This window comes from Exiguobacterium sp. R-39 (assembly GCF_049942815.1).
GTDB lineage: Bacteria > Bacillota > Bacilli > Exiguobacteriales > Exiguobacteriaceae > Exiguobacterium_A.
In genome coordinates this window covers 921,972-942,072 of record NZ_CP187965.1, presented here as the reverse complement: position 1 = coordinate 942,072, position 20,101 = coordinate 921,972, and the positions used below count along the sequence as shown (strand labels likewise).

Below are 20,101 nucleotides of genomic sequence, written 5' to 3'. Positions count from 1 at the left end.
TGCTTGCCCTATTCATTCCTGACAAATCAAAAACAGACTCCATCATCTTTGACGGAGTCTGTTCAAAAATCGATTGGACTTATAACGCGGCATGTGCCAGGTGGACGGTTTCAAGTGGATCAACCGACTCTTCCATTCCCGGTGTCTTGAGCTCGGCGTGCAAGAGAAACTCAATGTTGCCTTCACCACCGGTAATCGGTGAGAAATCTAATTGTTTGACATAAAATCCTTCGCGAACGAAGAAATCCACCATCTCTTTGAGTACCCGTTCATGAATCCGTTCATCCCGAACGATTCCTTTTTTACCGACATCATCCCGTCCTGCTTCAAACTGCGGTTTGACGAGCGCGATGACATCCCCACCCTGAGCTAGAATGGCTTTTAAGGGCGGAAGAATTAATCGGAGCGAAATGAAGGAGACATCAATCGTCGCAAAGCTTGGCTGAATCGAAAACATGTCTGGCGTCGCATGACGGAAATTTGTTTTCTCCATCGCCGTCACACGATCGTCCGACCGTAACTTCCAATCCAGTTGATTTGAACCGACATCCAGCGCATACATATGTGCAGCTCCGTTTTGTAAGGCACAATCCGTGAAACCGCCTGTTGAAGAGCCGATATCAAGACCAATCCGTCCGGATACATCGATATCGAATACAGCAAGTGCTTTCTCCATCTTATATCCGCCACGACCGACATATGGCATGACTTGACCTTTAACCGTCAAATCGATGTCTGATTTCACTTTTTCACCGGCTTTTTCGAGTCGTTCCGTTCCACTGAATACAAGACCTGCCATGATGGTCCGTTTTGCTTTTTCACGTGTTTCACATAAACCGCGCTCGACGAGTAAGACGTCGAGGCGGATTTTTTTTACAGTTTCCATGAATCGTTACACACTCTGTTTCTTTCCTTGATTGACAAACGAACGAACTTCTTCCGCAATTTGTCCAGGCAATAATCCGATTTCTTCTAACAATTCGTTGACGCCGCCGTGTTCGATATACCAGTCCGGAATACCAAATCGTTTGACGCGCGGGAAAGCTTCCTGTTCATTGGCATGTTCGAGAACAGCTGAACCGAATCCGCCTTTAAGCACCGCTTCTTCAAGCGTCACGAGTGGAATGCCTTCTGCATATAAAGCCGTCAACATTTTTTCGTCCAGTGGTTTAATCGTCCGGGCATTGATGACCCGTACCGATAACTCTCCTTCAAGAAGTTCCGCGATTTTCAGGGCGTCTTGCACTTGTGGACCAAACGCCATGATGGCGACATCCGTTCCTTCACGCTCCACGTCCCATGTATCAAGCGAAATCTCATGAAGTGTCTCATCCATCGGCACACCGATTCCTTCTCCACGCGGGAAACGGACAGCAATCGGTCCTTCGTGTTTAACAGCCGAATAAAGAAGGTGTTGCAGTTCATTCTCATCCTTCGCCATGACAATCCGAATATTTGGCACGTGGCGCATAAAGGCGATATCAAAGACACCTTGGTGTGTCTCGCCATCAGCACCTACGAGACCAGAACGGTCAATCGTAAACGTAACATCGAGGTTCTGACGTGCAACGTCATGAACGAGCTGGTCGTATGCGCGCTGGAAGAATGTCGAGTAAATCGAGACGACCGGTTTCATTCCTTGTGTTGCCTGACCGGCAGCGAACGTGACGGCATGTTGTTCCGCGATACCGACATCAAACATCCGCTCCGGGAATTCTTTCTCAAAACAATCGAGTTTTGATCCGACGCTCATGGCCGGCGTGATCAGTGTCAATTTGTCGTCCTCACGGGCCATCTTCGTCAATGTATCTGCTACTGTAAACGAATAGCTTGGTGCTTTTGATTTCCCTTTAATGACTTCACCCGACTCAATCTTGTACGGTCCAAGGCCGTGCCATGTGCCGATGCCGTCGTATTCAGCAGGACGGTATCCTTTTCCTTTTTTCGTGATGACATGAAGCAGGACAGGTCCTTCTTCTTTCTTCACGTAGTTCAGCTGTTCAATTAAATCGTTCAGATCATGACCATCGACCGGTCCGTAATAATTGAAACCGAGTTCTTCAAAGAACATGCCGGGAACAAGTGCCCCTTTGACAGCTTCCTTGATTTTCTCTCCGCCTTTTTCTAGCTTCCCGCCGATCAAAGGAATTTTTTTAATCAACGTTTCCAGTTCATCTTGCGCATAACGGACTTTGCGGGAAGAACGGATTCTTCCTAACATTTGGTGCATTGCTCCGACATTCGGTGCAATGGACATCTCGTTGTCGTTTAAGATGACGATGACGTTTTGTTGTTCGGCTCCGATATGGTTTAAGGCTTCAAGTGCCATTCCGCCTGTCAACGCACCATCTCCGATGATAGCAATTGCCCGGTCATCGTTTCCTTTTAACTCATTCGACACAGCAATCCCCATCGCTGCCGAAAGTGAAGTCGAGCTGTGTCCGGTTTCCCAGACATCATGGATACTCTCATTGCGTTTCGGGAACCCGCACAACCCTTTGTGTTGACGTAACGTATCAAACTGACCTGCCCGTCCTGTCAGAATTTTATGCACGTACGCTTGGTGTCCGACATCCCAGACGAATTTATCGTTTGGACTGTCAAATTCACGGTGAAGCGCTAACGTCAGTTCAACGACACCTAAATTCGGTGCTAGATGTCCACCTGTTGTTGCTAGTTCTTCAATCAAAAAGCGTCGGATGTCGCCTGCGAACAGTTCTAATTCCGAGACTGACATACGCTTTAAAAATGACGGATCCTGTATCTCTGTCAACTTCATACCTTACCGCCTCTTTCCCTTGCATTCTTATATGGTTTGTACCCTACATTGTACTAGAACAATCTTGCGAACGCCACATTCCCGGCGCATAAAAAAAGACGGCATACTACGCCGCCTCTCTTAATGGTCACGCTTGACGACGAAGTCAAGCAAATCTTTAAGCGGTGCCGCTTCGGCGGAAAGTGCTTCGATTGCTTCATTTGCTGCCGTCACCTGGGCTGCAAGTGCCCGTTCCGCTCCGTCAAGACCTAGTAGTTTCGGATACGTTGCTTTGTCATTTCCTTCATCACTGCCAACCGGTTTTCCAATTTTGTCAGCGTCTCCGGTTACGTCCAAAATGTCGTCTTGAATCTGAAACGCGATCCCGAGATGACGGCCGTATCGCTTCAAATGTTTGAGATCCGCTTCTGTAACGCCGGCTAAAATACCACCTGCTTCGACTGCAAAAATCAACAATGCTCCTGTTTTTCGACGGTGAATCGACTCGAGTTCTTCCGCGTCATTGATTCCGCCGCGCTCCCCCAGCATATCGTCTAATTGACCGCCGACCATTCCGGCTGCACCTGCCGCCATTGCAAGTCGCTCGAGCAATTTCACTTTGACTTCTGCCGTGGCCGTCGTCTCGAGTAAACAGGTAAAGGCATTCGTCAGTAACGCATCACCAGCGAGAATCGCCGTCGCTTCGTCAAATTGAATATGATTTGTCGGACGTCCGCGTCGCATATCATCATCGTCCATCGCCGGTAAGTCATCATGGATCAACGAATATGTATGAATCATCTCAAGCGCTGCCGCTGCTGCGTCACCCATCTTGCGGTCGATCCCATACGAATCGAGGACAGCATAAATCAGCGCCGGTCGGACACGCTTGCCACCTGCATCAAGCGAATAACGCATTGCTTCCCGCAGACGATCCGGTGCTTCGAGACGATTCATGAATGTTTCCAGCGCTTGTTCCACTTGCGTTTTCCACTCTGTTAAGACAATCATTGTGATCCCCCTTTTTCACGTAACGTGCCATCTTGCTCCAAGATTTGATCCAACCGTTGTTCTGCCGTCGACAGTTTCCCTTGACAGAGTACCGTCAATTTGACGCCTTCCTCGTACAAATTCATCGCCTGCTCAAGCGGTGCTTCACCCGCTTCCAGTAATTCGACGATCTCTTCCAATCGCTCTAAAGCCGCTTCAAAGGATTGTTCTGTTTCCATCTTCTTCATCCTCTCGTTTCGCTAGGATACTCCCGTCATGAAACTGAACCCGGAAGGTCTGATCTGACAATTCTGTTACGGAGCGGACAAGTCGTCCATCCTGCTCGACGTATGTATATCCACGAAGCATGACTTGCGTCGGACTGACCGAGTCGAGTCGGGCAATCATTTGATATAGCCGATCCTGCTTCGAACGCATGATGGTGTGAATCCGTTCCAGCTGCTTTCGCGTCCGAATCAATTGGCTCCCTTGCTCCGCAAGACGTTCCTGCATCGCAATCCGGGCAAATCGATTTACCTGATTGGTCAACGCTTGTTGTTTCGTCTGAAGTACTTGCTTCCCGATTCGGTGAAGTCCCATCTCTGCCCGGTCCAATCTTTCCTGTTTTAAACCTAACAAGACCCGAGGAGATTTCAATCCGTAACTGGTTGCCAGTCGGTTGACTCGCTCTTTACGTTCGTTGATGTACTGAGCGTAGTGTCGTGTCAACCTTCGATTCAGCTCATTGAGACGCTTCTCGAGTTCTACTGCTTCAGGCGTCACAAGTTCTGCCGCGGCTGTCGGCGTCGCCGCGCGGACATCCGCCACAAAATCAGAAATCGTAAAATCTGTTTCGTGACCGACCGCTGACACAATCGGAATTCGTGATTGATGAATCGCCGTCACAACCGACATTTCGTTGAACGCCCACAGCTCCTCGATTGATCCGCCCCCCCGACCGATGATCATCACATCACATGCCTGATGTTCGTTCATCGCTTCAATGGCACGGACGATTTGGGGTGCTGCGTCTTTTCCTTGGACCAAAACAGGTGCAAAGACGATGGCAGCTTGTGGATAACGCCGCCGTAACGTCGTCGCAATATCATGCAAGGCTGCACCCTTCGGAGATGTTACGATTCCGATTCTTTGCGGGAATGCCGGCAACGGCAGTTTCTGTTCCGCTTCAAACCACCCTCGGGCTTCGACATCCTCTTTCAATCGGATATATGCTTCGTAAAGGACACCTACACCGTCCTCCATCATCCGTTCGACGTAGAGCTGCATCTCACCCGACGCGACATATACCGAAATGCGTGCCGTTATGATAACACGGGCACCGTCCCGGATGTCCGTTTTGACACGACCGGCATCGCGGGCAAACATAACGGCTTTCATCCGCGACTGTTCGTCTTTCAACGTAAAATAAAGGTGACCGGAAGAGTGTCGTTTAAAGTTCGACACTTCTCCCACCACCTGAACTTGTTGGAGCAACGAGTCATTCTCGAGTTCCCGCTTCACGTAATGGACGAGTTCGGAAACCTGAAGAGGATTCGTCATTTCGCCGCCTCAATCGTGTTATGAAGCAACATCGTAATCGTCATCGGTCCGACCCCACCAGGAACAGGTGTAATCATCGAAGCGACATCTTTCACAGCTTCAAATTCGACATCTCCGACCAACTTCCCGTCTACCCGGTTGACACCGACATCGATGACAACGGCATCCGGCTTGACCATATCGGCTGTAATCAGTTTCGGTACACCGACAGCGACGATCAAAATGTCCGCCTGACGGGTCATCGCACCGAGATCTGCAGTTTTCGAGTGACAATAGGTCACTGTCGCTGATTCATTCAAGAACAGCATACCGACAGGCTTTCCGACGATTTGACTTCGGCCGACGACAACGACATGACGACCGGCAATCGGTACATTCATTTCCTTGATGAGGTGAAGAATGCCGTTTGGTGTACACGGTAAGAAGGTTGGTTCTCCGATCATCATTTTTCCGACTGAGACCGGATGGAATCCGTCGACATCTTTTTCCGGCGCGATGGCGAAGATGACCTTACTTTCATCAATATGTTTTGGCAAAGGTAATTGAACGAGAATACCGTGTACGCTTGCATCGGCATTCAAACGTTCAATCAAGTGAAGTAATTCCGATTCCCCCGTCTCTTCCGGTAGTCGAATTAAATCAGACTCCATACCAATCTCTTGTGCCGCTTTTTCTTTACCACGGACATACGATTGGCTGGCTGGATCTTCCCCAATTAAGATGACGGTCAGCTTCGGTTGAATACGTTGTTCTTTCAGACGTGCGACTTCTTCTTTCAGTTTCAAACGATACGATTGTGCGACTTGTTTCCCATCGATTACGACTGCCATGATTTTGTCCACTCCCCAAAAAATATTCACTTCACTCTTTGCCTGATCAAACTTCTCTGTTTAAGTTAGTTGCTTTGCGGATTTTCTTTCAAACCGTTTTGTTCCACTTCTTGTGCTACTTTTCCTAACACACCGTTGACGATTTTTGTTGCTTCTTCGTCGGCAAAAGCTTTTGTCAATTCAATCGCTTCGTTGATCGTTACCCGGACTGGAATTTTAGTTTCAAACAACAGTTCATACACCGCAAGACGAAGAATCGTCCGTTCAATGTTTCCGAGACGTTCAAATGACCAGTTCACGAGCGCGGCACGCAACTTTTGATCAATTTCCGGTTTATTGGCTTCGACACCCTCGACCAATCGTGTAACAAACGTATCATATTCTTTACCTTCTACTGCGAATTCAATGGCTTCTTGTGCAGACAGATCCGAGAGTTCCATTTGGAACAAAGACTGTACTGCCAGTTCGCGTGCCATATGTCTTTTCATCATGATTTTACGTGCTCCTTTTTTTATCGTTCTCAATCAATTAGTTTAGCACATTCTTTTTTCAAAAAACATAGAGAACGGCAAAAAGACGGGAGTTAAATACAATCGACTCCCGCCCACGATTACTTCACGATTTCTGCTTTTAGTTCACGTTCTGTAAATTTCGTCGTAAATGTTCCACGACGGAATACCGGATGTGCCAAGACTTTTTGATGGAACGGAATCGTCGTTTTGACACCCTCGATCCAAAATTCAGATAAAGCCCGTTCCATTTTCGCACATGCTTCTTCACGTGTTTCGGCATGAACAATCAGTTTTGCGACCATTGAATCATAGTACGGAGGAATCATATACCCCGGATAGACTGCACTATCGATCCGGACGCCCATTCCGCCCGGTGCGACGTATTGTGTGACCCGTCCAGCGTGGGGACGGAAATCGTGATCCGGGTCTTCCGCATTAATCCGGCATTCAATCGAATGCCCCCGGAATTCAATATCCTGTTGCTGAACAGCCAGTGGATGATCGAGCGCCACCTGGAGCTGCGCCTGCACAAGATCAAATCCCGTGATCATTTCCGTCACCGGATGTTCGACCTGGATTCGCGTATTCATTTCCATGAAGAAGAATTCTTCCGTCTCTTCAACAAAGATGAACTCGATCGTCCCGGCTCCCGTATAGTCAATCGCTTTCGCTGCCTTGACTGCCGCTTCCCCCATCTTCAAACGTGTTTCAGGACTAACGGCCGGCGACGGGGCTTCCTCAATCAGTTTTTGCATCCGTCGTTGAACGGTACAATCCCGTTCCCCGAGATGAATCACGTTTCCGTGACGATCGGCGAGTACCTGGACTTCGACATGACGAAACTCTTCGATAAAACGTTCGAGATACACTTCGCTGTTGCCGAATGCTTGTTTCGCTTCACGGCGCGTTTCATCCAGACCGGTCACAAGTTCTTCCTGTGAACGGGCGACACGAATGCCTCGTCCACCTCCGCCGGCAGTTGCCTTGATGATAACAGGATAGCCGATTTCATCCGCTAGTTGTAACGCCTCGTCATCCGTGACCGTCCCGTCAGAACCCGGTACGACAGGTACACCGCAGGCAATCATCGTTTGTTTCGCGACATCCTTGATCCCCATCTGACGGATGGCAGCGGATGTCGGTCCGACGAACTTGATGCCACAGGCTTCACACATCTCGGCAAAATCAACGTTCTCCGCGAGGAACCCGTATCCCGGATGAATCATCGTGACGTTCCGATTGGTCGCAACAGCCAGGATATTCGTGACATTCAAGTAAGAAGCCGTCGAACTGACATCTCCAATACAATATGCTTCATCTGCTAAACGGACGTGCAGGGCATCCCGGTCCGCTGTCGAATAAACGGCAACCGTCTGAATGCCGAGTTCTTTTGCCGCACGAATGATTCGGACCGCAATCTCGCCCCGGTTCGCTATTAAAAGTTTTTCCATTGCCATCACCCCGCTCAAGGACGAATCCGGAAGAGAGGTTGTCCGAATTCAACAAGGTCTCCATCTGCGACGAGAATTTCGACGACTGTTCCGGCTACTTCCGAGTTCAGATTATTAAATAGTTTCATGGCTTCTAAGACGCAGACGACTTGACCGACTTCGATTTGATCGCCGACTTTGACGAAAGACGGTTTGTCCGGATTCGGACGCGAATAAAACGTTCCGACCATCAACGCATTGATCGTTACCGTATCTGCTTCAGCATTTGATTCTTCCGTTGCTGATTCCGTGACGGCTACTGGAGCTTGCGCTGCCGGTGTTGCGGCCGGTGCCGGTGCTTGATGGGAAACAACGATGTTATCATTTTGTTTTTTTAATTTTAACTTATACGTATCGGTTTCAAGAGAAAGTTCATTGACACTCGATTGGTCCAACATTTCGAGTACTTGCTTCAACTGATCGATTTTCATTTTTCTTCATCCCCTATCTCAACATTCACCTTTATTATTATACTTTAATATTATACCAGGTGCTAATGCCTACTCAAATACTAATATTAACTGGTCATACCAAAGGACGCAAGTCAAGACAAGAGGAAAAAACGCCTGTCCATCCAAGACGAGGATGAATAGGCGCTTCGAAAGCTGGATTATCCGTTGTAACGCCCTGTGAAATCACCAGTACGTGTATCAACTGTTACTTTTTCTCCTGCTTCGATGAAGAGTGGTACATGGATGATATGTCCCGTCTCGACCGTCGCATTTTTCTTGACGTTTGATGCTGTATCGCCTTTGACACCAGGCTCTGCCTCAACGATCGTCATGACGATTGTATTCGGAAGTTCGATTCCGAGGACTTCGCCGTTGTAGATCGCAATCTGAACTTCCATGTTTTCAAGAAGGAACGGGAGTGCCGCTTCGACTTGAGCCGTTGTGAGTTCCAATTGCTCATATGATTCTGTATCCATGAAGACATACGTTTCACCCATCGGATACAAGTATTGCATTTTGTTCCGTTCGATGTGGGCACGCTCGACACGTTCACCACCACGGAACGTCATCTCTTGAATGTTTCCGTTACGGATGTTACGCATTTTCGTCCGGACGAATGCTGCACCTTTACCCGGTTTAACGTGTTGGAATTCAAGGACCTGCCAAATCATTCCGTCTGATGTTTTAATTGTAAGTCCTGTTTTTAAATCGTTTACTGATACCATGAAAAGTTCCTCCTAAATGTTGATCTTGCCATTTTTACAGTGTAATAAGTTCTTTTGGTGAAGACGAAAGAATTTCACGCCCTGATTCGGTGATCAAGACGTCATCTTCAATCCGACATCCTCCGACTTGTGGTACGTAAATTCCCGGTTCAACCGTAACAATCATACCAGGTTGCAGTTTCGTTTCAGAACGGAACGATAATCCTGGTCCTTCATGTACTTCTAACCCAATTCCATGACCCGTCGAATGACCAAAATATTCCCCATATCCTGCATCCTTGATGATGTCACGTGTCAAAGCGTCTGCTTCAATTCCAGTGATTCCCGGACGTAATCCGTCAACGCCTGCGAGTTGCGCTTGAAGGACGGTATCGTAAATCTTCTGTAACTCCGGACTGATTGGTCCGATGGCAACAGTACGCGTGATGTCCGAGACGTATCCGTTCAGAAGCGCACCAAAATCAAGCGTCACGAGTTCACCTGACTGAATGACTTTCGAACTGGCAACACCATGCGGTAACGCAGAACGATAACCAGACGCAACAATCGTATCGAACGACGAAGACGTCGCACCTTGTTTACGCATAAAGAATTCAAGTTCGTTCGAGACTTCAAGTTCTGTTCGACCAGCTTGAATATACGTCAAGATGTGGTGGAACGTCGCATCTGCTAAATCCACCGCTTCCTTAATCATCTTAATCTCTGATGAATCCTTAATCAAGCGTAGGTTTTCAACGATTCCAGTCGTCGGAACCAATTCCACAGCTGATGCCTGATCGAATGCTTCGAATGAGCCAAGTGTCATCGCATCTTTTTCGACACCGACTGCACGCACGCGGGCTCCCGCCATCAATTCACCCATCGTTTCCGGAATCGACCGTTCAATCTGAACGATTTCCATTCCTTTTACTTGATCAGCCGCTTGTTCCGTGTAACGGAAATCCGTCACGAAGTAAGCTTGTTCTGACGTCACGAGACACGCACCGCTCGAGCCGGTAAATCCGGAAATATACCGGATATTTTCCGCCTTCGTGACGAGAAGACCTGGTAAATCACGTTCTTTAAGAGCCGTTTGGAGTGCTTCGATACGATGTTTCATGTCTGTTTCCCCCTTTTATTATGTAGACGGTTGGATCAACGCTTCTACTGCGAGCAGATACCCCGTCATCCCTAAACCGCTGATGACACCTCGGCAAACCGGTGCAAGCATCGACTGATGCCGAAATGCTTCGCGCGCATGAACGTTTGATAAATGAACTTCAATCGTCGGTACGCCGATTGCCGCAATCGCATCCCGCAACGCAATACTCGTATGCGTGTAAGCTGCCGCATTCAAAACGATTCCGTCATATCCGCGCGCTCCATGTAAATAATCGACCAATTCCCCCTCGTGGTTCGATTGGGCGAACTGAAAATCAATATCCTTAAAACGGTGTTTTATCAGATCTTCCAAATCCGATAAAGTTTGCGTCCCATATGTATCCGGTTCCCGTGTCCCAAGCAAATTCAAGTTCGGTCCATTCAAGACGAATATCCGCATTTCATCACCTCCAGATTGTCCCTGTCATTGTATCATAAGTCGTTTTCCGTCTCCTAAATTTTCGACTAGCATCGACAGCTGAACATAGTGTTTTTTCTATAAATCGAGTAAAATGACGGTACACGATATTTTATTTGAAGATGGGATGCGTTTCTCTATGAAAACTGCTCAAGCGCCCGTTGGTGGACAAGCCATCGTCGAGGGTGTCATGTTCCAAAATGCTACACATGCCGTCTCAGCCATTCGCCGAAATGACGATACGATTGAAACATTCGAACAAAAAAAACCAAGTCGACCACGGATTGCCGTCGGTAAAAAAATCCCTTTGATCCGCGGATTGTTCGCTTTAGTCGAGTCTTCAGCAAACGGAGCAAGCCATATGAACTTCGCCAGTGACCGTTACGGTGTCAATCCGGGTGAAGAAGAGCCGGAAGACGCTTCCCAAGGCCAGTTGACGAAATGGCTCGGCGTCGCTGTACTCGGTGTTTTGTCGTTCTTTTTCGGAAAATTGATGTTTACGTTATTACCTGCGTTTCTAGCCTCACTTTTCAGCTACTTCCCGGCGTTATCAGGACATTTGATTCAAAACGTACTGGAAGCCTTGATCAAGTTGACCTTGCTGTTCAGTTACCTCTATCTGATTTCCTTGACCCCGCTCGTCAAACGACTGTTTCAATATCATGGTGCGGAACATAAAGTCATCAACTGTGTCGAGAGCGGCCAGACATTGACGGTCGAAAATGTCCGGACAAGCAGCCGTTTGCATTACCGGTGTGGTTCGAGTTTCTTGATTTTCACTGTCATCGTCGGATTTTTCGTGTATTTAATCGTACCGACCGATCCATTATGGTTACGTCTTGTTTGTCGGATTGCCTTGTTGCCTGTCGTCATCGGTCTTTCGTTTGAAGTTTTACAATTAACAAATAAAGCGCAAAACATTAGAGGGTTACGCGTCATCGCCTTACCCGGCCTGTGGTTACAGTACTTGACGACGAAAGAACCGGATGATTCTCAAATCGAGGTTGCGATTTACGCGTTTGAAGCACTTGAAAAACAGGAACATAACCTACATGAGAATGCACTTGGTTAATTGATAACAGGGGTGATAATATGATTAGACAACGGATTGGCTCTACATTCGCACTTGTCGTGTTACTGTTTGCGTTCGTCGGCTTTGGATATAAGCTTGCTAATGATCCCGGTAGTCTGTTTTCACAATTACTGTTTTTTGCGATTACAGCTGGAATCATCTTCTTGCTGTTTAAATTTTTAACACGAAATAGCGTCAGCAGCGGAACGAACTCTCAATATCGAAAATCTGTTGCGCAGTCTAAAAAAATGCATGCCAAGAACAACCCCTCTCCCCGCCGGACAGATTTTAAGAAGAAACCGGTCAAAACGACGAAAACGGCCACATCTAATAAAGTGCGTCCCCTTCGTGACCGGTCAAAAGCACCACACTTGACTGTCATTGAAGGAAAAAAGGGTAAAAAGAAAAAACGTGCTTTTTAAACAAAATCAACAGTAGCTGTGTGCCGATAAGGCTACACAGCTACTGTTTTTTTTAATCCGTCTCGACCCAACCGACGTACGGCAGGTTCCGGTATTCCTCGGCACAATCAATACCATAACCGACTACAAAATAATCGGGAATCTCAAATCCGACATAATCGGCATCGAGCGGTACTTCCCGTCGTGCCGGCTTGTCGAGTAACGTACAAATTTTCAAGACACCCGGTTTATGCAGCTTCATGTGTTCACACAAGAAACTTAAGGTATGCCCGGTATCGATGATATCCTCGACGACGACGACGTATTTCCCTTCGACATCAAGATCCAAGTCCTTTTTCAACTGGACGCGTCCGGACGAAACCGTTTTGGCGCCATAAGAAGAACAGGCGACTGTATCGATTTGGACACTACCTTTGATTTCGCGCATCAAATCGGCAGCAAAGACCATTGAACCTTTTAATACGACGACTAAAACAATTTGTCGACCTGCCGCGTCACGTTCAATTTCAGCAGCAAGATCTTTTACTTTTGACGCAAGTTCTGATTCCGATACTAACTTCTCTTTAATCACGATTTCCATAACCGGATGGAGATCCATCCGTCACCCCCTTCGATGATTTCACGGTCAGTATAGCATATCCGCCTCCCCATTAACCGTACTATAATGACATTTAATTAAAAATCGTTCGTCTTTTAAGAAGAATGAGACAAAAAAACAAGTACACTCATTCTTCTGGGTGTACTTGCTGATGTTTTTGAAATTCCGCTTGTAATTCCGGACGTTCGGCAAAAAACTGAATCATTCCGTTGATTTTATCGAGTGCTTCAATACTGATATGATGCTCGATTCCTTCCACATCTTTGTAAATCAAAGATTCATCCACTCCGACGAGGCGCAGAAAATCTTCTAACAACGCATGACGTTCGACAAGGCGCTTCCCGATTTTCCGTCCTTTTGCCGTTAACATCAATCCACGGTATTTCTCATACACGAGATATTCTTCCCGGTCCAACTTCTGGACCATCTTTGTCACAGAGGACGGATGAACACCTAACAGTTCTGCAATATCGGATACACGGGCATATCCTTTTTCTTCAATCAAAATATAGATTTGTTCTAAATAATCTTCCATGCTCGGAGTCGGCACGACATCACCTTCCAATCCATCTCTTTAGCGCTTCCAGTTCCATTCTTCACTACGGTACTTCTCTGCCAACCGCTCAATTTCCTGCCATTGATGCGTTGTGAACTCTAGCGGGGTGAAGGTCAATTGAAGTGCATCTTCAAATCCCTTTACAAAAGCAAGACGAACTTCTTCGAATGAGACAGAACGTCCAGCAAGCTCATTCAAGGCAACCGCTTTTCCGGCAAAACGTGCTTTCATCCGTTCACGCATCGTTTCATCTTCGTACATAAAACAGTCAAACAATTCCCCTTCATCGACAGACAGCGGCACAGAACCGTGTTGCAACACGACGCCTTGATGACGGACTTGCGCACTTCCGGCCACTTTCCGTTTTCCGACTGCCAGTTCATAATACGATGCGGCATCAAAACAGACAGCAGACTTCGGTTTTCGCAATTCGTCTTTTTCTTCTTCTGTCATCGGAACCGAAAATTCAACAGGAATCCCTAAATGATGATACCCTTTACGGATTCCTTCTGTCAGCATCCGGTAACTTTCAATGACGGTTTTCGGGACGCCTTCCATCTGTTCAGGAAGAATCACACTGTATGTCAATTCGTCGGCGTGTAAGACAGCTCGTCCCCCGGTCATCCGGCGAACGATTGGAATACCCAGTGCTTCGATCCGTTTGCGATCAATATCTTTTGTCGCCCGTTGAAAATGACCGACACTTAATCCCCTTGGTTCCCACGAATAAAAACGAAGCGTCGGTGCGACTTCGCCTCGGCCGACAAAACCGATTAAGGCTTCGTCAATCGCCATGTTCAATGCCGGTTCCATTCTTTCCGTCGTCAATACTTGCCACTCTCTGATCAAGTGAACACCCCCAGAAACGTTTCCGTATTAGTGTATCAGACCCTTTCTATCCTGCGCAACGACGAGTCGATTGCCGAAATCGATTTCGTTTACTATAATGGTAAAGATGTTATATGAACGAAGGGGTTGGAACTTAGATATGGAAATCAGTACAATCATCACGATCGTCTTATGGGTAGCCTTGATTGCTTATATCGTCTGGCGCTTCATGCCGGTCAAAGGAATCACGAAGCTCTCACAAGAGGAATTCCGGGCAAACTACCGGAAAGCACAAATCGTAGACGTCCGCGAGACACAGGAATTTAAAGGCGGTCACATCATCGGAGCGCGTAACATACCGGTCAGTCAGATGAAAATGCGTTCGAAAGAATTACGTAAGGATATGCCGATTTATTTGTATTGCCAAGGCAACATGCGTTCATCGCAAGCGGCCAAAGTCTTGAAAAAAGCCGGTTATACGAACTTGTATCAACTTAAAGGCGGATTCAAGCAATGGACCGGAAAAGTCAAACGCAGCTGATTCCTTTTACTTCATAACAAAACCATCCCTGTCAATTAAGACGCGGGATGGTTTTTTATTTAGACGTGAACTTCCTGTTTCGGCTGGTAACGTAAAATCGGCTTACGTGCTGCTAATGTCTCGTCCATACGTTTGACGACCGTCGTATGCGGTGCGTTCAAGACGACGTCCGGCGTCTCTTCGACTTCTTTCGCAATTTGGAGCATCGCATCGCAAAATGCATCAAGCGTCTCCTTCGATTCTGTTTCCGTCGGTTCGATCATGATACATTCTTCGACATTCAACGGGAAGTAAATCGTTGGCGGGTGATATCCGAAGTCAAGCAGGCGTTTGGCGATATCGAGCGTCCGGACACCCAGTGCTTTTTGACGACGTCCCGACAGAACAAATTCGTGTTTGCAATAGACATCATAAGGAGCATCATATGCACCCTTCAGACGTGCCAACATGTAATTGGCATTCAAGACGGCTTCTTTCGAAACGCGGGCAAGCCCTGCGCCTCCCATCGTCCGGATATAACTGTAGGCCCGGACGTTGATTCCGAAGTTTCCATAAAACGGTTTGACGCGGCCGATTGATTCCGGACGGTCGTAATCGAGTACAAAACCATCTGCCGTTTTCGCCACGATCGGTTTTGGCAGATATGGAATCAAGTCATGTTTGACACCGACCGGACCTGAACCAGGACCACCGCCGCCGTGAGGACCTGTAAACGTCTTGTGGAGATTCAAGTGGACAACATCAAAGCCCATGTCCCCGGGACGCGCAATTCCCATGATCGCGTTAGAGTTCGCACCATCGTAATACAGTTTTCCGCCGGCTTCGTGGACAGCTTTCGCAATCTCGACGATATCCGATTCGAACAGGCCGAGTGTATTCGGATTCGTCAGCATCAACGCTGCCGTATCTTCTCCGACTTTACTCTTTAAATCAGCTAAATCGACTAATCCGCGCTCGTCAGATAAGACCGTCACCGTATCAAAACCAGCAACAGAAGCCGATGCCGGATTCGTTCCGTGAGCTGAGTCCGGAACGAGAACTTTCGTCCGTTTAAAATCTCCCCGCGCATGATGGTATGCTTTGATCAACATCAGTCCTGTCCACTCACCGTGGGCTCCTGCTGCCGGTTGCAACGTCACTTCATCCATACCGGTAATGACTGCCAGTTTCTCTTGTAAGTCGTACATCAGTTCAAGAGCACCTTGTACGCTCTCAACCGGTTGCAATGGATGGATATGAGCGAATCCCGGGAGACGTGCCATATCTTCATTGATTTTCGGATTGTATTTCATCGTACATGAACCAAGCGGATAGAAACCGGAATCGACCCCGTGATTTCGGTTCGAAAGGGCGGTATAATGACGGACAAGATCCAGTTCAGATACTTCCGGCAACTCCACGTCCTCTTGGCGTAGCAAATGCGCAGGCAATAAATCTTCCGCCGCTACTTCGTCGACCGTCGGAAGCGGTAAACTGTAGGCGACACGACCAGCTTTTGAGATTTCAAAAATCAATGTCTGTTCACTAGTTTTATGCATGAGTCAGTCCTCCTAACGCAGTCACGAATTGATCCAATTCTTCTTTCGTCCGTAATTCCGTCGCACAAACAAGCATTTGTTTGTTCCGACTGTCGTCAAACGTACCAAGTGGCAGACCACCGATGATTCCGGCTTGCAACAACTGTTTGCCGGCTTCTGTCGCATCGATTGGCAATTCAACCACAAATTCATTGAAGCTCGGACCGTCGTCCACGATGTGGAAACCTGCTTGAATCAATGATTTTTTCAAGGCGTAGGCCGTCTGAAGGTTGCGGGTTGCCAGTTCACGAATCCCGCGCTTTCCTAGTGCGCTCATCGCGATGGAGGCCGCTAAAGCATTCAGTGCCTGGTTCGAACAGATATTCGAAGTCGCTTTATCGCGGCGAATGTGTTGTTCACGCGCTTGTAATGTCAGGACGAAACCACGTTTTCCGTCTTCGTCGACCGTCTGACCGACAAGACGTCCAGGGATTTTTCGCATTAACGCTTTTGTCGTCGTGAAATACCCGCATGTCGGTCCACCAAAGCTCTGTGGAATTCCGAACGGTTGGCAATCCCCAATTGTAATATCCGCCCCAAGCTTACCCGGTGCTTCTAATAAGCCGAGTGCAAGTGGGTTGGCCGAGACGATGAATAACCCGCCTTTTGCATGCGTCGCGTCTGCTAATGCTTGTAAATCTTCGACACGTCCATAGAAGTTCGGATATTGCACGATGACACACGCGACATCATCGAGTGCATCCAGGTTCGCGATCGCCGTTTCACCATTCACGAGCGGTAATGTCTGTACTTCAAGTCCGGGACCGTTTGCGTAGGTCCGCACGACATCGTGTGCTTCCGGATGCACACCATCTGAAAGAACGATTGTCTTCTTTTTCTTATGGGCACAGGCAAGCATTGCCGCTTCAGCCAGTGCTGTAATCCCGTCGTACATCGAAGAGTTGGCGACATCCATTCCCGTCAATTCACAAATCATCGTTTGGTATTCAAAAATCGCCTGCAGCTCCCCTTGTGAAATTTCAGGTTGATACGGCGTATAGGCCGTGTAGAACTCAGAGCGGAGTAACATATGGTTCACGACAGCAGGTGCATAGTGGTCATAGATACCAGCACCAAGGAAAGACGGATACTGCTTCGTGTTCATGTTTTGATCAGCAAGTTTTGAGAGCGTTCGAATCAAATCGGTTTCCGGTAAGGGAATGCCCACTTCTTCCAAAGTTCCTTGATCGCGTACACTCGCCGGGATATCGGCAAGCAAGTCTTCAATCGAGTCCGCACCAATCGTCTGTAACATTTCTTTTTCATCTTCTTGTGTCATCGGTAAATAACGAAAATCCATCTTTTATGTCCCCCTTATTTGCTCCGGCGATAGAATGGTGTGTCGATTCGTTTTGCCGCCAGTTTTTTTCCGCGTACTTCGACTTCGAACGTTTCCTCAGTCGCATATTCCGTAGGTACAAGTGCTAACGCAATGGCTTTACCGATTGTCGGTGGTAATGTACCGGTCGTAACGAATCCGACGGGTTCTCCGTTCACTAGAACCGAAGCGTCTTGACGAGCAATCCCCTTATCAAGAAGTTCAAGACCGATTAATCGGCGGCGCGGACTGTCTTCTTTCTGTTTCAACAAAGCTTCCGATCCGACAAACGACTTCACTTGTGGTTTGACGGCAAACCCCATTCCTGCTTCAATCGGTGAAATCGTCGCCGATAACTCGTGGCCGTATAAAGGCAAACATGCTTCAAATCGTAACGTATCCCGGGCACCCAGCCCACACGGTACGACACCCGCTTCTAATAACACTTTCCAGACTGTCGAGGCGTCTGCAGACGGCATGTACAGTTCGAACCCGTCTTCTCCTGTATACCCGCTGCGTGATACCAGCATATCGACTCCGGCCAACTCTCCTTGCGCAAAACGGAAAAATTTGATGTCTTCGAGATTGAGCGTCGTCAGTCCCTGCAACACTTCAACCGCTTTTGGACCTTGAACGGCAATTTGCCCATAGGCATCCGATTGATTTTCAAGCAACACGTCCCCTTTTAAATACTGACGTAAGTGCGCTTCATCTTTTTCAATGTTGGATGCATTGACGACAAGCAGATAGTCCTGTTCTGTTAAACGATAAACCAATAGATCGTCTACTGTCCCACCATTTTCCTGGCACAAAACATTGTATTGCGCCTGCCCGATCGCAATCTTCGAGATGTCATTGGACAACGTCTGTTGAAGAAATGCTAACGCATCTGATCCGGAAACAAACAACTCGCCCATATGGGATACATCAAACATTCCGACACGTTCCCGCACCGCTGTATGCTCTTCCTTGATGGATGAAAACAGAACTGGCATTTCAAACCCTGCAAAATCGACCATTTTCCCCGTTGGTGCAATGATGTCGAACAATGGCGTTCTCTTCAATGTCGTCTGACTCATACTTTTCCCCCTAATTACGAACATTTTTAGTTCCTTTTCTCTTTATTGTTCAACTTTCAATTACATTCTACCAATTTAAAATCTTTTATTCTAGGTTTATTCGGAAATTGAACAAAAGGAAAGAGAGAAAGGACAAAGTCCCTTCTCTCCTATTGTTTCATATTCAGCCGATGAAAGCCATTTCAAAATGGTTTAAGCCCTGCAGTATGTTCAACCTCTGTTTTAAGACGTTGTCCTTCAGCAATGAGTTGACGTCCTCCTTGCTCCACTCGTTTCCCCTCCGCGACCAAATGATCGACGTTTCCTTTGATTTGATTGATCCGGCTCGTCGTATGATCAATATTCGTCTGCAACGTTTGTTGACGAATGGAAAAACGTTCCAGTAGTTGCTTGATCACTGTCACATCTTTTGAAATCTTCTTTTTGTATAGGCTTAGCCCATAAATCACCAAACCGATGATTGCTAAGACGATAATTCCGAGATTGATCCAAATCATACGTTCTCCTCCAATATCGTTTCGATTTCTTTTGCCAGTTCCCGGACAGACTTCTTACCATCTAAGCGGATATCTGCCAACCGCGCATAGATGGGTCGACGTCTCCGAAATAACTTTTCGACTGTCATCCGAGATTTGACAAGCGGACGGGATGGGTCTGTCCTGATTCGATTCCAGACCAAATGGAACGGCGTATCAATCCAGATGACGATTCCGGTTTCTTTCATGAACGTCCGGTTTTCCAAACGTTCGATGATTCCGCCTCCCGTGACGACAATTTCCGCTTCACTACTTCGGAACAATTCGACTTCCCGATCCCGGAATCCTGTTTCACCGTGTTTTGCGAAGAACTCCGTAATCGAACCATACTCCTGGACAAAGCGCTCATCCAGTTCTTCGACATGATAATGCACTTGAAGATTACGTCCAATCGCTGTTTTACCAGTTCCCATAAAACCAATCAAATAAACCTTATCCATTCGAAACAACCGCCTCGATTCTCTGTCCATTATCTAGTATCGCTTCCATTTTAAAGCCTTTATCTGTCCGTGTACAGATAACTTGACCAATCGGATACTGGACGGTTTCATCTTGACGACAGTCCTTTGTTGCGGCTCGCACGAGCGACTCGAGTTGTAGCGCTTCTTTCTCCAACTGAACCTGTTTCACCGCTTCATCCATCTGATGACACCCTAGCAGGATGGCCACGCCTATTCCAAGCAGCAACAACAGGGTTTG

At 47.5% G+C, this 20,101-nt stretch carries 24 protein-coding genes; 3 read left to right on the top strand and 21 right to left on the bottom strand.

Annotated features, from left to right (window positions below; all coding sequences use genetic code 11):
- Positions 1-79: 79 nt before the first annotated feature.
- The 12 genes from ACP26N_RS04855 to aroQ all read right to left on the bottom strand — a co-directional run bounded on the left by ACP26N_RS04855 (position 80) and on the right by aroQ (position 10,857).
- Complete coding sequence (locus ACP26N_RS04855) at positions 80-886, bottom strand: TlyA family RNA methyltransferase (protein ID WP_131503129.1); 807 nt, start codon at positions 884-886, stop codon at positions 80-82.
- Positions 887-892: 6 nt separating this feature from the next.
- Positions 893-2,779: a 1-deoxy-D-xylulose-5-phosphate synthase gene (gene dxs, locus ACP26N_RS04850; protein ID WP_131503130.1), complete on the bottom strand. Its 1,887-nt coding sequence runs from the start codon at positions 2,777-2,779 to the stop codon at positions 893-895.
- A 120-nt stretch (positions 2,780-2,899) separates the two neighbouring features.
- A complete protein-coding gene (locus ACP26N_RS04845; protein WP_131973181.1) occupies positions 2,900-3,769 on the bottom strand; it encodes a polyprenyl synthetase family protein in 870 nt (289 codons plus the stop codon).
- Positions 3,766-3,987, bottom strand: a complete 222-nt coding sequence (locus tag ACP26N_RS04840; protein ID WP_426354906.1) for an exodeoxyribonuclease VII small subunit — start codon at positions 3,985-3,987, stop codon at positions 3,766-3,768. The genes ACP26N_RS04845 and ACP26N_RS04840 overlap by 4 nt, the downstream gene beginning before the upstream one ends.
- Positions 3,965-5,308 (bottom strand): exodeoxyribonuclease VII large subunit, encoded by a 1,344-nt coding sequence (gene xseA, locus ACP26N_RS04835; RefSeq protein WP_426354904.1) that lies wholly within the window; start codon positions 5,306-5,308, stop codon positions 3,965-3,967. Before xseA ends, ACP26N_RS04840 begins: the two co-directional genes overlap by 23 nt.
- The gene (gene folD / locus ACP26N_RS04830; protein ID WP_131503133.1) at positions 5,305-6,138 is read right to left on the bottom strand and encodes a bifunctional methylenetetrahydrofolate dehydrogenase/methenyltetrahydrofolate cyclohydrolase FolD; all 834 of its coding nucleotides are present in this window, start codon (positions 6,136-6,138) and stop codon (positions 5,305-5,307) included. The genes xseA and folD overlap by 4 nt, the downstream gene beginning before the upstream one ends.
- A gap of 65 nt (positions 6,139-6,203) precedes the next feature.
- Entirely contained in the window at positions 6,204-6,629 is a 426-nt protein-coding gene (gene nusB, locus ACP26N_RS04825; RefSeq protein ID WP_131503134.1) for a transcription antitermination factor NusB, read from the bottom strand.
- Positions 6,630-6,748: 119 nt separating this feature from the next.
- A complete protein-coding gene (accC, locus tag ACP26N_RS04820) occupies positions 6,749-8,101 on the bottom strand; it encodes an acetyl-CoA carboxylase biotin carboxylase subunit (protein ID WP_131503135.1) in 1,353 nt (450 codons plus the stop codon).
- 14 nt (positions 8,102-8,115) lie between these two features.
- The gene (accB, locus tag ACP26N_RS04815; protein WP_426354901.1) at positions 8,116-8,571 is read right to left on the bottom strand and encodes an acetyl-CoA carboxylase biotin carboxyl carrier protein; all 456 of its coding nucleotides are present in this window, start codon (positions 8,569-8,571) and stop codon (positions 8,116-8,118) included.
- Between the two features lie 179 nt (positions 8,572-8,750).
- Complete coding sequence (efp, locus tag ACP26N_RS04810) at positions 8,751-9,317, bottom strand: elongation factor P (protein ID WP_012369804.1); 567 nt, start codon at positions 9,315-9,317, stop codon at positions 8,751-8,753.
- A 34-nt stretch (positions 9,318-9,351) separates the two neighbouring features.
- On the bottom strand, positions 9,352-10,416 hold the full coding sequence (locus ACP26N_RS04805) for a M24 family metallopeptidase (RefSeq protein ID WP_131973182.1): 1,065 nt from the start codon (positions 10,414-10,416) through the stop codon (positions 9,352-9,354).
- A gap of 18 nt (positions 10,417-10,434) precedes the next feature.
- A complete protein-coding gene (gene aroQ, locus ACP26N_RS04800; RefSeq protein ID WP_131503138.1) occupies positions 10,435-10,857 on the bottom strand; it encodes a type II 3-dehydroquinate dehydratase in 423 nt (140 codons plus the stop codon).
- Positions 10,858-11,014: 157 nt separating this feature from the next.
- On the opposite strand from aroQ, the gene ACP26N_RS04795 reads away from it, so the two are divergent.
- Together ACP26N_RS04795 and ACP26N_RS04790 are read left to right on the top strand one after the other, a co-directional pair.
- Positions 11,015-11,947 carry a DUF1385 domain-containing protein gene (locus ACP26N_RS04795; RefSeq protein ID WP_131973183.1) on the top strand — a complete coding sequence of 311 codons (933 nt, stop codon included), beginning with the start codon at positions 11,015-11,017 and terminating at the stop codon, positions 11,945-11,947.
- A 20-nt stretch (positions 11,948-11,967) separates the two neighbouring features.
- The gene (locus tag ACP26N_RS04790) at positions 11,968-12,369 is read left to right on the top strand and encodes an SA1362 family protein (RefSeq protein WP_114596354.1); all 402 of its coding nucleotides are present in this window, start codon (positions 11,968-11,970) and stop codon (positions 12,367-12,369) included.
- A 52-nt stretch (positions 12,370-12,421) separates the two neighbouring features.
- Here ACP26N_RS04790 and hpt read toward each other — a convergent pair whose 3' ends face one another.
- From hpt to ACP26N_RS04775, 3 genes are all read right to left on the bottom strand, one after another.
- Entirely contained in the window at positions 12,422-12,949 is a 528-nt protein-coding gene (gene hpt, locus ACP26N_RS04785) for a hypoxanthine phosphoribosyltransferase (protein WP_426355389.1), read from the bottom strand.
- A 145-nt stretch (positions 12,950-13,094) separates the two neighbouring features.
- Positions 13,095-13,517: a transcriptional regulator MntR gene (gene mntR / locus ACP26N_RS04780; protein WP_034770295.1), complete on the bottom strand. Its 423-nt coding sequence runs from the start codon at positions 13,515-13,517 to the stop codon at positions 13,095-13,097.
- A 24-nt stretch (positions 13,518-13,541) separates the two neighbouring features.
- Complete coding sequence (locus ACP26N_RS04775) at positions 13,542-14,372, bottom strand: lipoate--protein ligase family protein (RefSeq protein WP_131503140.1); 831 nt, start codon at positions 14,370-14,372, stop codon at positions 13,542-13,544.
- A gap of 139 nt (positions 14,373-14,511) precedes the next feature.
- Between ACP26N_RS04775 and ACP26N_RS04770 the strand changes: the two genes are divergently transcribed.
- Positions 14,512-14,892: a rhodanese-like domain-containing protein gene (locus tag ACP26N_RS04770; RefSeq protein ID WP_114596356.1), complete on the top strand. Its 381-nt coding sequence runs from the start codon at positions 14,512-14,514 to the stop codon at positions 14,890-14,892.
- 59 nt (positions 14,893-14,951) lie between these two features.
- Here ACP26N_RS04770 and gcvPB read toward each other — a convergent pair whose 3' ends face one another.
- The 6 genes from gcvPB to ACP26N_RS04740 all read right to left on the bottom strand — a co-directional run bounded on the left by gcvPB (position 14,952) and on the right by ACP26N_RS04740 (position 20,044).
- A complete protein-coding gene (gene gcvPB, locus ACP26N_RS04765; RefSeq protein WP_131503141.1) occupies positions 14,952-16,430 on the bottom strand; it encodes an aminomethyl-transferring glycine dehydrogenase subunit GcvPB in 1,479 nt (492 codons plus the stop codon).
- Positions 16,423-17,769, bottom strand: coding sequence for an aminomethyl-transferring glycine dehydrogenase subunit GcvPA (gene gcvPA, locus ACP26N_RS04760; protein WP_131503142.1), 1,347 nt, complete (start codon positions 17,767-17,769; stop codon positions 16,423-16,425). The genes gcvPB and gcvPA overlap by 8 nt, the downstream gene beginning before the upstream one ends.
- A 14-nt stretch (positions 17,770-17,783) precedes the next feature.
- Positions 17,784-18,866, bottom strand: coding sequence for a glycine cleavage system aminomethyltransferase GcvT (gcvT, locus tag ACP26N_RS04755; protein ID WP_214854020.1), 1,083 nt, complete (start codon positions 18,864-18,866; stop codon positions 17,784-17,786).
- A 182-nt stretch (positions 18,867-19,048) separates the two neighbouring features.
- Positions 19,049-19,363: a hypothetical protein gene (locus tag ACP26N_RS04750; protein ID WP_114596360.1), complete on the bottom strand. Its 315-nt coding sequence runs from the start codon at positions 19,361-19,363 to the stop codon at positions 19,049-19,051.
- Positions 19,360-19,842 (bottom strand): shikimate kinase, encoded by a 483-nt coding sequence (locus ACP26N_RS04745; RefSeq protein ID WP_426354896.1) that lies wholly within the window; start codon positions 19,840-19,842, stop codon positions 19,360-19,362. Before ACP26N_RS04745 ends, ACP26N_RS04750 begins: the two co-directional genes overlap by 4 nt.
- Entirely contained in the window at positions 19,835-20,044 is a 210-nt protein-coding gene (locus tag ACP26N_RS04740; RefSeq protein ID WP_251138681.1) for a hypothetical protein, read from the bottom strand. Before ACP26N_RS04740 ends, ACP26N_RS04745 begins: the two co-directional genes overlap by 8 nt.
- Between the last annotated feature and the right edge of the window lie 57 nt (positions 20,045-20,101).

Excerpts from the sequence above, each read along its gene's own strand:
- ACP26N_RS04750 (WP_114596360.1), bottom strand. The coding sequence starts at position 19,363 with ATGATTTGGATCAATCTCGGAATTATCGTCTTAGCAATCATCGGTTTG.
- ACP26N_RS04740 (WP_251138681.1), bottom strand. The coding sequence starts at position 20,044 with ATGGATGAAGCGGTGAAACAGGTTCAGTTGGAGAAAGAAGCGCTACAA.
- hpt (WP_426355389.1), bottom strand. The coding sequence starts at position 12,949 with ATGGAAATCGTGATTAAAGAGAAGTTAGTATCGGAATCAGAACTTGCG.
- ACP26N_RS04770 (WP_114596356.1), top strand. The coding sequence starts at position 14,512 with ATGGAAATCAGTACAATCATCACGATCGTCTTATGGGTAGCCTTGATT.
- ACP26N_RS04840 (WP_426354906.1), bottom strand. The coding sequence starts at position 3,987 with ATGGAAACAGAACAATCCTTTGAAGCGGCTTTAGAGCGATTGGAAGAG.
- xseA (WP_426354904.1), bottom strand. The coding sequence starts at position 5,308 with ATGACGAATCCTCTTCAGGTTTCCGAACTCGTCCATTACGTGAAGCGG.
- ACP26N_RS04745 (WP_426354896.1), bottom strand. The coding sequence starts at position 19,842 with ATGGATAAGGTTTATTTGATTGGTTTTATGGGAACTGGTAAAACAGCG.
- accC (WP_131503135.1), bottom strand. The coding sequence starts at position 8,101 with ATGGAAAAACTTTTAATAGCGAACCGGGGCGAGATTGCGGTCCGAATC.
- efp (WP_012369804.1), bottom strand. The coding sequence starts at position 9,317 with ATGGTATCAGTAAACGATTTAAAAACAGGACTTACAATTAAAACATCA.
- dxs (WP_131503130.1), bottom strand. The coding sequence starts at position 2,779 with ATGAAGTTGACAGAGATACAGGATCCGTCATTTTTAAAGCGTATGTCA.
- folD (WP_131503133.1), bottom strand. The coding sequence starts at position 6,138 with ATGGCAGTCGTAATCGATGGGAAACAAGTCGCACAATCGTATCGTTTG.
- gcvPA (WP_131503142.1), bottom strand. The coding sequence starts at position 17,769 with ATGGATTTTCGTTATTTACCGATGACACAAGAAGATGAAAAAGAAATG.
- ACP26N_RS04790 (WP_114596354.1), top strand. The coding sequence starts at position 11,968 with ATGATTAGACAACGGATTGGCTCTACATTCGCACTTGTCGTGTTACTG.
- gcvT (WP_214854020.1), bottom strand. The coding sequence starts at position 18,866 with ATGAGTCAGACGACATTGAAGAGAACGCCATTGTTCGACATCATTGCA.
- nusB (WP_131503134.1), bottom strand. The coding sequence starts at position 6,629 with ATGATGAAAAGACATATGGCACGCGAACTGGCAGTACAGTCTTTGTTC.
- ACP26N_RS04855 (WP_131503129.1), bottom strand. The coding sequence starts at position 886 with ATGGAAACTGTAAAAAAAATCCGCCTCGACGTCTTACTCGTCGAGCGC.
- aroQ (WP_131503138.1), bottom strand. The coding sequence starts at position 10,857 with ATGCGGATATTCGTCTTGAATGGACCGAACTTGAATTTGCTTGGGACA.
- accB (WP_426354901.1), bottom strand. The coding sequence starts at position 8,571 with ATGAAAATCGATCAGTTGAAGCAAGTACTCGAAATGTTGGACCAATCG.
- gcvPB (WP_131503141.1), bottom strand. The coding sequence starts at position 16,430 with ATGCATAAAACTAGTGAACAGACATTGATTTTTGAAATCTCAAAAGCT.
- ACP26N_RS04845 (WP_131973181.1), bottom strand. The coding sequence starts at position 3,769 with ATGATTGTCTTAACAGAGTGGAAAACGCAAGTGGAACAAGCGCTGGAA.
- ACP26N_RS04805 (WP_131973182.1), bottom strand. The coding sequence starts at position 10,416 with ATGAAACATCGTATCGAAGCACTCCAAACGGCTCTTAAAGAACGTGAT.
- ACP26N_RS04795 (WP_131973183.1), top strand. The coding sequence starts at position 11,015 with ATGAAAACTGCTCAAGCGCCCGTTGGTGGACAAGCCATCGTCGAGGGT.